Source organism: Bradyrhizobium genosp. SA-3, assembly GCF_004212635.1.
GTDB lineage: Bacteria > Pseudomonadota > Alphaproteobacteria > Rhizobiales > Xanthobacteraceae > Bradyrhizobium.
In genome coordinates, this window is sequence record NZ_PSRT01000217.1 from 1 (window position 1) to 10,395 (window position 10,395).

At 64.1% G+C, this 10,395-nt stretch carries 11 protein-coding genes, 1 other RNA gene and 1 pseudogene; 3 read left to right on the top strand and 10 right to left on the bottom strand.

Annotation, left to right across the window (positions count from 1 at the left end; translation table 11 throughout):
- From CWO91_RS39980 to CWO91_RS39990, 3 genes and pseudogenes are all read left to right on the top strand, one after another.
- Nucleotides 1–261: pseudogene (locus CWO91_RS39980) on the top strand (hypothetical protein); the annotation flags it as partial.
- Between the two features lie 358 nt (nt 262–619).
- Complete coding sequence (locus tag CWO91_RS39985; RefSeq protein ID WP_130220841.1) at nt 620–1,738, top strand: DUF2336 domain-containing protein; 1,119 nt, start codon at nt 620–622, stop codon at nt 1,736–1,738.
- A 31-nt stretch (nt 1,739–1,769) separates the two neighbouring features.
- Nucleotides 1,770–2,009, top strand: coding sequence for a hypothetical protein (locus tag CWO91_RS39990; RefSeq protein ID WP_130220842.1), 240 nt, complete (start codon nt 1,770–1,772; stop codon nt 2,007–2,009).
- A 167-nt stretch (nt 2,010–2,176) separates the two neighbouring features.
- Here CWO91_RS39990 and CWO91_RS39995 read toward each other — a convergent pair whose 3' ends face one another.
- The 10 genes from CWO91_RS39995 to ssrA form a co-directional block, all read right to left on the bottom strand.
- Nucleotides 2,177–2,674, bottom strand: a complete 498-nt coding sequence (locus CWO91_RS39995; RefSeq protein ID WP_130220843.1) for a GNAT family N-acetyltransferase — start codon at nt 2,672–2,674, stop codon at nt 2,177–2,179.
- A gap of 255 nt (nt 2,675–2,929) precedes the next feature.
- Entirely contained in the window at nt 2,930–4,033 is a 1,104-nt protein-coding gene (gene cax, locus CWO91_RS40000; protein WP_130220844.1) for a calcium/proton exchanger, read from the bottom strand.
- 127 nt (nt 4,034–4,160) lie between these two features.
- Nucleotides 4,161–4,442: a hypothetical protein gene (locus CWO91_RS40005; protein ID WP_128937720.1), complete on the bottom strand. Its 282-nt coding sequence runs from the start codon at nt 4,440–4,442 to the stop codon at nt 4,161–4,163.
- A 303-nt stretch (nt 4,443–4,745) separates the two neighbouring features.
- Entirely contained in the window at nt 4,746–6,617 is a 1,872-nt protein-coding gene (gene feoB / locus CWO91_RS40010; RefSeq protein ID WP_130220845.1) for a ferrous iron transporter B, read from the bottom strand.
- 24 nt (nt 6,618–6,641) lie between these two features.
- Nucleotides 6,642–6,917 carry a FeoA family protein gene (locus CWO91_RS40015; RefSeq protein WP_091879050.1) on the bottom strand — a complete coding sequence of 92 codons (276 nt, stop codon included), beginning with the start codon at nt 6,915–6,917 and terminating at the stop codon, nt 6,642–6,644.
- Between the two features lie 115 nt (nt 6,918–7,032).
- Entirely contained in the window at nt 7,033–7,284 is a 252-nt protein-coding gene (locus CWO91_RS40020; protein WP_084805126.1) for a ribbon-helix-helix domain-containing protein, read from the bottom strand.
- Entirely contained in the window at nt 7,281–7,469 is a 189-nt protein-coding gene (locus CWO91_RS40025) for a DUF4169 family protein (protein ID WP_091879047.1), read from the bottom strand. Before CWO91_RS40025 ends, CWO91_RS40020 begins: the two co-directional genes overlap by 4 nt.
- Before the next feature lie 276 nt (nt 7,470–7,745).
- The gene (gene fumC, locus CWO91_RS40030) at nt 7,746–9,194 is read right to left on the bottom strand and encodes a class II fumarate hydratase (RefSeq protein ID WP_130220846.1); all 1,449 of its coding nucleotides are present in this window, start codon (nt 9,192–9,194) and stop codon (nt 7,746–7,748) included.
- Nucleotides 9,195–9,283: 89 nt separating this feature from the next.
- Entirely contained in the window at nt 9,284–9,802 is a 519-nt protein-coding gene (locus CWO91_RS40035) for an SspB family protein (RefSeq protein WP_130220847.1), read from the bottom strand.
- Between the two features lie 116 nt (nt 9,803–9,918).
- Nucleotides 9,919–10,286: a transfer-messenger RNA gene (gene ssrA, locus CWO91_RS40040) on the bottom strand.
- Between the last annotated feature and the right edge of the window lie 109 nt (nt 10,287–10,395).

A 10,395-nucleotide genomic window follows, 5' to 3' on the forward strand; every position in this document is an offset into this window, starting at 1 on the left:
GTCTCTCCCGATGCCGCGCCGGAGCAGGCGCCGGCCAATGTGCCGCTGCCGGGCCAGGATCCGCGCCGCGCGCCGGCAAAGTCAAAGGGACCACCGACGCCGAAATCCCCGCACGCCGCCCACGCCGCGCCAAGCCCCCCGCTCGCAAGCCAGCAGCTTGCGCCCTTGCCGCCGCCGATCGACGTGAAGCCCGCCCCGGGCCCGCCGCCCGCCAAGCCCAAGCCGAAACCGCCGCTGGTGCTGACGCCGCAGAATCCGTAGCCAGATTAGTTTTGCGCGGATTGGGCCGCGAGTTCGCCCACCTCTCCCGCTTGCGGGAGAGGTCGACGCGCTCAAAGAGCGCGGCGGGTGAGGGCTCTTTCCTACGGGGAATATCCCGGTGCGGAAGCACCCTCTCCCCAGCCCTCTCCCGCAAGCGGGAGAGGGAGCGCACCTGCCTTGTTGCCTGCCGGTAAACCCATTCGCTCGCATTTGAATGAATTTTGGTCGGCAAAACTGATTTGCCGATTTTACTGAATTCTCGCGTTTGATCTCTAGCGTCGGTTCCTGAGGAATTCGGTGTCCGCCACGAGCGGCGGGACAGCTCGCCGAAGGGCTACCAAGAACTGGGGTTATCGAGATGAACGGGGCGAAGACGCTTCTACAGGATCTGGACGACGCGATCGCGCGTGGCACCGACGAAAGCCGGGCGAAGGCATTGTGGCATGCGACCGACATCCTGATCACCGGCCGCTACAGCGATGACGAGATCAGCACGTTCGGTGAGGTCATCGGGCGGCTCGCCGACGAAATCGAGGTCGCCGCGCGGGTGCAGCTCTCGGAAGTGATGTCGGCGTGCGACCACGCCCCATTCAACGTGATCGAAAAGCTTGCGCTCGACGACGAGATCGAGGTCGCCGGTCCCGTTCTGCGCGATTCCACGCGTATCGACGAGAAGATGCTGGTCGAGAGCGCCATGACCAAGGGCCAGGCGCATCTGCTCGCGATCGCCCAGCGCCAGTCGATCGGCGAGGCCGTGACCGACGTGCTGGTCAAGCGCGGCAACCAGGAGGTCGTGACGTCGGTTGCGAAAAACGAGGGCGCGCGCTTCTCCGGCTCGGGCCTGTTGCACATGGTGCGCCGCGCCGAGGGCGATTCGATCCTCGCCGAGCAGCTTGGCCTGCGCAAGGACGTGCCGCGCCACATCTTCCAGCAGCTCATCGCGAAGGCGTCGGAAGACGTCCGCCGCCGGCTCGAGACCGAGCGGCCGGAGATGATGGCGCAGATCCAGAGCTCGGTGACCGAGGTCACCGGCGACCTTCAGTCCAAGTTCGGTCCGTCCTCGCGCAGCTATTTCGTCGCCAAGCGCGTGGTGACGACGCAGTACCGCCAGGGCAACCTCAACCAGGACTCGATCTCGAACTATGCGCGCCAGCACCGCTTCGACGAGGTGCAGATCGGCCTGTCGCTGCTGTCGGCGCTGCCGGTCGACGTGATCGAGCGCGCGCTGATGGACCGTAACCGCGAGATGATCCTGGTGCTGTGCAAGGCGCTCGATTTCTCCTGGGACACGACCATGTCGCTGCTGTTCCTCGGCGCCAAGGATCATCTGATCACGGCGCGCGAGCTCCAGGACAATGAGCGCGAGTACGGCCGCCTCAAGATCGAGACCTCGCGCAGCATCTTGAAGTTCTACCAGTCGCGCAAGAACAGCGCGGGTGCCGATGCGGGCCATCAGCCCGAGCTCCAAGTTCACTGACAGGTACACTGAGGACAAGGGAGTATCTGCAATGTTGCCTCAATTCGGCACCGCGGTTCGCAAGAAGATCAACAAGGCGCCGGCCGCCGATCTCGGCGGCGGTGCGCCGGACAAGGCGTCGGTCGACGTCGCCTGGCTCGTGCTGGAAGCCGCCAACGACCTCGGCGACCACGCCGCGATCGAAGCCTGCCGCCGCGTCATCGACGCCGAGCTGAACGGCACGGTGGCCGGCAGCGCGGACGTCGATCTCGTGCTGGGCTATTTCAGGTAAGACTCGACCGTCTCGTCCGTAGCGGCTGCTTCCACGCCGTCATTGCGAGCGCAGCGAAGCAATCCAGAATCTTTCCGCAGCAGCAGTCTGGATTGATTCGCGGAGCCCGTCATCGGGCCGCGCTGCGCGCGGACCCGTTGGCTCGCAATGACGGTGGTTGTCCTTGCTCACCGCCGGATGCGGTAGATCACGACGTCCTCACCGTGACGGTTCGTGCTCCGCTCGAGCAGATAGTGCGACTTCTCCAACACGCGGCGCGATGCGCCATTCCCGGCATAGACGATGCCGATGAGGGATGGCAGTGCGAGCTGTGACAGCCCAATGTCCGTCAGCGCTCTCGCGATCTCGCTCGCAAATCCCCGGCCCCAGAATTCGCGCTTGAACGCGTAGGCAATCTCGATCTCGTCGACGTCGTCGACGAGGATGTGCCGGATTCCGGCCCGCCCGGCGAATGCTCCGTCTTTCGATCGCAGCGTCCACAGCCCGAAGCCATGGCCGTCCCAATGCGCCATGTTGGTGGCGAGATATTTTGTCGTCGTCTCGGCCGAACGCACACCGCCGATGTAGCGGGAGACATCGGGATCGAGATGGAGTGCGACGAGGTCGGCGAGGTGGTTTTCGTTGAGCCGCTCGGCGATCAATCGTTCGGTGCTGAAGTGATCCATGGAAGCAGAGTGTCGCCTGGAACTGGTCGCGATCTGGATGTCGTTGAGGCCGATGATGCCATCGTGCCTCTGTCTTGCCTGACAGGTCAACCGGCTCGCAGCCGGTCGGCGCGTTAGTCGCCAGGGGGCGATGACGGCATCCTACACTCCGTCATTGCGAGCCCAGCGAAGCGGTCCAGGCTGTTTCCGCGGAGATGGTCTTCATTGCTTCGTCGCAAGGGCTCCTCGCAATGATGGGTGGAAGCGGCCCGTAGCCTAGACCGGGCCGTGCGAGCCGGGTGGGACCATGTAGAGCGTCATCGCGAAGATCGCGTAGATGCAGAGCAGGAGCGCACCGACGAACCAGGCCGATTGTCCGCCGTTGGTGACGAAGCTCGTCACCACGGCGGCGATCATGACCATGGTCACGGCTCCCGGCCAGAATTGAAGGTTCATGGGGTGCGGGCCGACGAAATAGCTCACCAGCACGAGAACGGGTGCGACGAACAAGGCGATCTGGGATGCGCTTCCGAGCGCGATGCTCACGCTCATGTCGAGCCGGTTCCGGCGGGCCGCGGAAAACGCCACGGCCATTTCGGCCGCAGCGCCGACCAGGGCAACCACGATGAATCCGACGAATGCGGGGGTCATGCCGAGCGTTTCCGCAGCCTTCTGCACCGACTCGACGAAAATCTCGCTCACGAGCGCAACCAGCACCGTGACAATCCCCAGTGTCGGAACGGCGACCGCAACCGGTAGCGCCGGGCCGGCGCTCTCGCCATGGTCGCTGCTCGCAAACAGCTCCTTGTGCGTCTTCAGCGAGAACAGCAGGCTGAGACCGTAGGCCGCAATCAGCAGGACCGCCAAGGCGACGCTCAAGCGCTGCACCGTCGCCTCGTGTCCGGGAAAGTTGAGGTCGGCCACGGCCGAGGGGGATAGCAGGGCGATCGTGGCCATCAGCAGCAGCGCGGAATGGAGCCTGCCGCCCGCCCGGTTGTACTCCTGCACGCGATGCCTCAGTCCGCCCAGAAACAGCGATGCGCCCAGCATGAAGAGCGAGTTGGTCACGATCGCACCCGCGATCGAGGCTTTGACCAGCATGTATTGACCGGCCTGCAACGCCGTGACGGCGATGATGAGCTCCGTGAGATTGCCAAGCGTGGCATTCAACAACCCGCCGACTGCATCACCGGTCTTCTCGGCCACGGCCTCCGTTGCGTGGCTGAGCAGGCTCGCGAGCGGCACGATGGCGATCACCGCCAGCACGAACAGCAGCGTATGCGCATCCGGCATGATGTGCTCGAGCGCGATCACCACCGGCACGACGACCAGCATCCACAGAAGCGGGCTGTGCCGGATTTCCTTGAGCAGCGAATGCATGGTCCGTCCTTTGCGGTCAGGCCTCGACGCTGCCGCCGCAGATGGGTCCGGTATTGATCTGGCTCAACGACCTGCGGACCCTCGAACCGGCGCGAGGCTCGTCGATCCGACGAGCCTCGCACGCGTCTCAATAGCAGGGCGGATAGGGGTAATATCCACAAGCCCGGCGATAGCCATAGGCACCATAGGCTGCAGCTCCGGCCGCTGCTGCACCATAGTAGGCGCGCCGATGGACCCTGCGATTGACGCCAGCAACGCTTCCGGGCGTGAGCGGGCGTCCGACGCGGGCCTCGGCGGTGTCAACGGACACGGCGAGCGCATCCACCGGCGAGGTGCGGAACGACAGAGGCGCTGCCGTGAACAGCGCGGCGGTGACGAACAGTCCGATCAGCTTGGCATGTCCAGTCATGTGCTCTCTCCCTTTGCAGGACGACGAGAAAGCGTGACAGGCCGATGAGGTGGACCATTGACCGAAATCAATGCGGTCGAACTTCAGGGGGAAGCACAAGCATCGCGCCGAGGCGCATCGTGCCTTTCTTTCCACGATGCCATCATGCCGGTGTTTTGCCCGACGGGTCAACTGATTTTCCGAATTTCGACGAGTTACCCCATCTACGGTCGGATGACGTTCGCCCGCGCGTAAGCCATTGATTTCACGACCCCGTCTACTGTGCATGGGGTTGTTTTCGCAGTTTTTGTTTTGGGAGGGGCTTTAGCCCGCCCCTAGCGCGACCGCGACATTGTAGGTCACGAGGCTCGCCGCATAGGCCAGCACCAGCATGTAGGTGAAGGTCACCGCCATCCAGGCCCAGCTTCCGGTCTCGCGCCGGATCACGGCGAGGGTGGAGGCGCATTGCGGGGCGAAGATGTACCAGGCCAGCATCGACAGGGCGGTCGCGAGCGACCATTTCGTCGCCAGCACCTGGCCGATCTGCTCGGCCGCTTCCTTGCCGCCCTCGATCGCATAGACGGTGCCGAGCGCTGCGACCGCGACCTCGCGCGCCGCCATGCCTGGGATCAGCGCGACCGCGATCTGCCAGTTGAAGCCGACGGGCGCGAGCAGTGGCGCGAGCGCCTTGCCGATCATCGCAGCCAGGCTGAAATCGATCGCGGGCTCGGTGGCGCCCGCCGGCGGCTGCGGAAACGAGGCCAGGAACCAGATCAGCACCATCATCGAGAAGATCGTGGTGCCGGCGCGCTGCAAGAACATCTTGGCGCGGGTGTAGATGCCGATCGCGATCGATTTCAGCCGCGGCATCTTGTAGTCCGGCAGCTCCAGCATGAACGGTGCCGGCGCAAAATCGCGCAGCATGAAGAATTTGATCAGGAACGAGACCACAAGCGCGCTGGTGATGCCGGCGGCATAGAGGCCGAACATCACGAGGCCTTGCAGGTTGATGAAGCCCCAGACGTCCCTGGCCGGGATGAAGGCGGAGATGATCAGCGTGTAGACGGGGATGCGCGCCGAACAGGTCATCAGCGGCGCGATCAGGATCGTGGTCAGCCGGTCGCGCTTGTTGTCGATGACGCGCGTTGCCATGATGCCGGGAATGGCGCAGGCAAAGCTCGACAACAGCGGAATGAAGGCGCGTCCGTGCAGGCCGGCGCCGCCCATGATGCGGTCCATCAGGAACGCGGCGCGCGCCATGTAGCCGAAATCTTCCAGGAGCAGGATGAACAGGAAGATGATGATGATCTGCGGCAGGAACACGATGACGCTGCCGACGCCGGAGATCACGCCGTTCTGCAGGAAGCTCTGCAGCAGGCCGGCGGGGAGGGTGTTGTGCACGAGCTCGCCCAGCGCATCGAAGCCGGAGTTGAGCAGCTCCATCAGCGGCTGCGCCCAGGCGAACACTGCCTGGAACATCACGAACAGGATCAGCGCGAGCACGATGAGGCCGCCGACGGGATGCAGCACGATCGCGTCGATCCGGGCGGTCCAGGTGTCGGGCCGGCTCGGCAGGCTGACGCAATCGGCGATGATGCGGTCGGCCTCGCGCTGGGTGGCGCGAAGCTCGGAGACGCTGAGCGCGCGCCAGTTGTTCTCCTGCGGCTCGGCGGCGAGTTTTGCCGAGATCTCGTCGGTCAGCTGCAACAGTTCGGCCGTGCCGCCCTTGCGCACCGCGATCGAGGTGACCACGGGCACGCCGAGCTCCTTGGCGAGCCGCTCCACGTCCACATCGATGCCGCGACGCGTCGCGATGTCGAACATGTTGAGCACGAGGATCATCGGCCGTCCCGTACGCTTGAGTTCGAGCAGCAGGCGGATGGTCAGGCGCAGATTGGTCGAATCGGCCACGCACAGCACGAGATCGGGCACCGTCTCGCCGGTGGCCTTGCCGAGCACGAAGTCGCGGGTGATCTCCTCGTCCGGGCTGCGGCCGCGCAGCGAATAGGTGCCCGGCAGGTCGACCACGGAGACCTGGCGGCCGAGCGGCGTGACGAAAAAGCCTTCCTTGCGCTCGACCGTGACGCCCGGATAGTTCGCGACCTTCTGCCGGCTGCCGGTCAGGGCATTGAACAGCGAGGTCTTGCCGCTGTTTGGCGTGCCCACCAGGGCGAGATGCAGTAGGGGTAATTCCATGGGGAGCAAATATCCGGCCGCTATCTAAGCGACGATGATGGCCATGGCTTCGCGACGACGGACTGCGATGGTGATGTTGTCGACCCGCACGGCGATCGGGTCGCGTCCGACCAGCCCCTCATGCAGGACCTCGACCTGGGCGCCCTCGACGAAGCCGAGCTCGATCAGCCGGCTCTCGAGCTCGATGTCCGAGAGCGCCGAGCCCGCCTCGCGGGCGGACAGATGCTGGATGACGCCGGTATAGCCGCGCTGGGCCAGACCCAGCGGCATGTGCGGGCGCATGTCATTGGTGTCGGTCATACCCTGTATTTTCAATGCAGGGCATTGAGGTCAAGCGCGCTCGCCCGCCGAAGCTGCACCTTAGAGTGATTTTAAAGTGCAGATCGCGGGGCGCACCGGGAAAGCGCTCCGGCAGCTACTGGGCCGGGACCTTTTCCGGCTGGACGGCCATGGCGCGGCTCTTGAAGTAGTCCAGGACGAACAGGCGGATCGCCGAGGACAAATTGCCTTGCTGGCGGGCGCCGTCGATCTCGCCGACGAGCTCGGACAGCGTCATGTTGCGCAGGCCCGAGATCTCCTTCATGCCGTTCCAGAACGCCTCTTCCAGGCTGACGCTGGTCTTGTGGCCGGCGACGACGATCGATCGTTTCACGACGGGCGACTTCATGGCTGCTCCTCGCGATCGATCCGGTGCTGGTCCAGATGCTCCTTCGCCTGGTCCGCCCGCTTCTCCGCCGCCGACCGCTCCGCCTTCGTGCGACCGAACTTCGCCCGGTTGGCGTCCGCCTGCTTCGCCGAGGCTTCCCGCTCGGCGCGCTTCCTGAAACGATTCAGGTTGATGACGTTCCCCATGCCGTGTCTCCATCACCCGATCCTCTCTGCGCCGGATGAAACATTCAGAAACAGGGCGCCGCATTGCGCCCCAAAAGACTTGATCGCCATTAGCTCGTCCTCGTCAATCGGCCCCTCGGGCCATCAAACGATGAATTAGCCCCGTCAAGGGCAGAGGGCTGCGTAACACGCCGCCCCGCCGCAACATTGACGGTAATCAAATCCCGCGCTCAAAGCCCTATATTTCTGCGGGTCCGGCGTCCGTATCACTACGGATGGCTATCGGAATTCGGAATTTTATCCCGGGCTGGTCATCTTCTCGGGGCGTACCAGGCGGTCGAATTCATCCGCCGAGACGAAGCCGAGTCGCAGCGCCTCTTCCTTCAGCGTGGTTCCGTTGGCATGCGCCGTCTTGGCCACCTTGGCCGCATTGTCATAGCCGATTTTGGGCGCGAGCGCCGTCACCAGCATCAGCGAGCGCTGCATCAGCTCCTTGATGCGCTTCTCGTCGGCGCGGATGCCGCTGACGCAATGTTCGGTGAAGGAGCGCGCGGCGTCCGCCATCAGGCGGATCGAGTGCAGCATGTTGTAGGCCAGCACGGGCTTGTAGACGTTGAGCTCAAAATGGCCCTGGCTGCCGGCGACCGTGATCGCGGTGTGATTGCCGAACACCTGGCAGCACACCATGGTCATCGCCTCGCATTGGGTCGGATTGACCTTGCCCGGCATGATCGAGGAGCCCGGCTCGTTCTCCGGCAGGATCAGTTCGCCTAGCCCTGAGCGCGGGCCGGATCCGAGCAGGCGGATGTCGTTGGCGATCTTGAACAGGCCCGTCGCCACCGAATTGATGGCGCCATGCGCCAGCACATAGGCATCGTTCGAGGCCAGGGCCTCGAATTTGTTGGCGGCGCTGGCGAAGGGGAGCTTCGTGATCCCGGCAACGTGCTTAGCGAATAGTTTTGCAAAGCGCGGCTTCGAGTTGAGGCCGGTGCCGACGGCGGTGCCGCCCTGCGCCAGCGGATAGAGATCTTTCACCGCGACCTTGAGGCGGGCGATGCCGCTTTCGACCTGCGCGGCATAGCCGGAAAATTCCTGGCCGAGCGTCAGCGGCGTCGCGTCCTGGGTGTGGGTGCGGCCGATCTTGACGATCTTCGAAAACTCCTTCTCCTTCTTACGCAGCGCGCGGAGCAGCTCACTGAGCGCAGGAACGAGATCGGCAGTGATGCGGCTTGCCGCCGCGATGTGCATCGCGGTGGGAAAAGAGTCGTTCGACGACTGGCTCATGTTGACGTGATCGTTGGGATGCACCGGCTTCTTGGCGCCGAGCTCGCCGCCGAGCAGCTCGTTGGCACGGTTGGCGATGACCTCGTTGAGGTTCATGTTGGTCTGCGTGCCCGAGCCGGTCTGCCACACCACCAGCGGGAAATGATCGTCCAGCTTGCCTTCGATCACCTCGCGCGCGGCGCGGATGATGGCGTTGGCGCGGCGCCGGTCGAGCAGGCCGAGCTCAAGATTGGACTGTGCCGCGGCGAGCTTGACGATGCCGAGTGCATGCACGAGCGAGATCGGCATGCGATCCGTCCCGATGCGGAAATTCTGCCGCGAGCGCTCGGTCTGCGCCCCCCAATAGCGGTCGGAGGCGACCTCGATCGGACCAAAACTGTCGGTCTCGGTGCGGGTGGCGGGGCGAGCAGTCTTCGAGCGGGCAGTCTCTGAGCGGGCAGTTTTGGCCATGAGCACATCCATTCCGCCGCGCGAAACGTCGCGCGGCCTCTTGATAGGCTCTTCTATATAGGGAGTCTGGCTGCGTGCGACGGGGGCGGGCCCAACCTAGATCATTTCTTGCGGAAACGATCGAGCCGCACGACTTCGGCGCCGCCCTGGTTCGGGGCCGCCGGCTCCTCCGTGCTTTCCGCCGGCTCAGCGGCAGGCGCGGGTACCGCGACGGCCGATGGCGCGGGTGCTGCCGGCAAACTCTCGGGCGCCACCTCGGCGACGTCGGAGGTGTCGAACTGGAGACCGAACTTCACGGACGGATCGAGGAAGCTCTTGATGGCGCTGAACGGCACCACCAGCCGCTCCGGAATGCCGCCGAAGGACAGGCCGACCTCGAAACGATCCTCGAGCACGGTCAGGTCCCAGAACTGATGCTGGAGGATGATCGTCATCTCTTCCGGATATTGCGCGAGCAACCGCGACGACAGCTTCACGCCCTCGGCCTTCGACACGAAGGTGATGAAGAAATGGTGCTCGCCCGGTAGTCCATGGGCCGCGGCATCGGTCAGCACCTTGCGCAGCACGCCGCGCAGTGCGTCGCGGGCCAGCACATCGTATCGGATATGATCGGTCGCCATGGTGGTCCTGTTGCATCCCCGAAGCCGGACCCTGCTGGTCCGACTCGCCAAGCCGCAATAGTACCGCGCCTGACGGGTCAGCAGGAGTCCCCGCCGTGGAAGAAATCAAAAAGCAAAGTGGAGGCTTCTGTTGCCAGGTGCCTCCGAACCCCGCCTAGCGGAGCTTAACCCGCTAGGACTTTAGAGTGGTCTTTCAAACTGCGTTACGCAGCCTGAGCAACCGGAGCAAAGTTGTCGTTGGCAACTATTGCAGTAGCCCGATAACGGCGGAACAATACCGGGAAAAAGTACGCCCTTTACGCCCTCGTCGATCCTATTTCGCCCCCGCCAAAGCCCGCTTCGAGGGCCAGCCCGTGGGTGGGCTTTGGTGGAGGCGCCGGGTACCGCCCCCGGGTCCGAATGGTTTATTGCGACGACCGTTTATTTCCATAGCCGGCGAACCGGCATCCCCAATATAGGGCGCAAAGCTTTCGAAAAACAGGGGTTTCGAGCGGATTGGCTGCGGTTCCCTTTGGATAGATTCCGGCCCGTCTTGGCCGCGCCGCGACCCTCCGTTCTAAGCTCCTGACATGTCCCCGGATTCAGCACCTGAG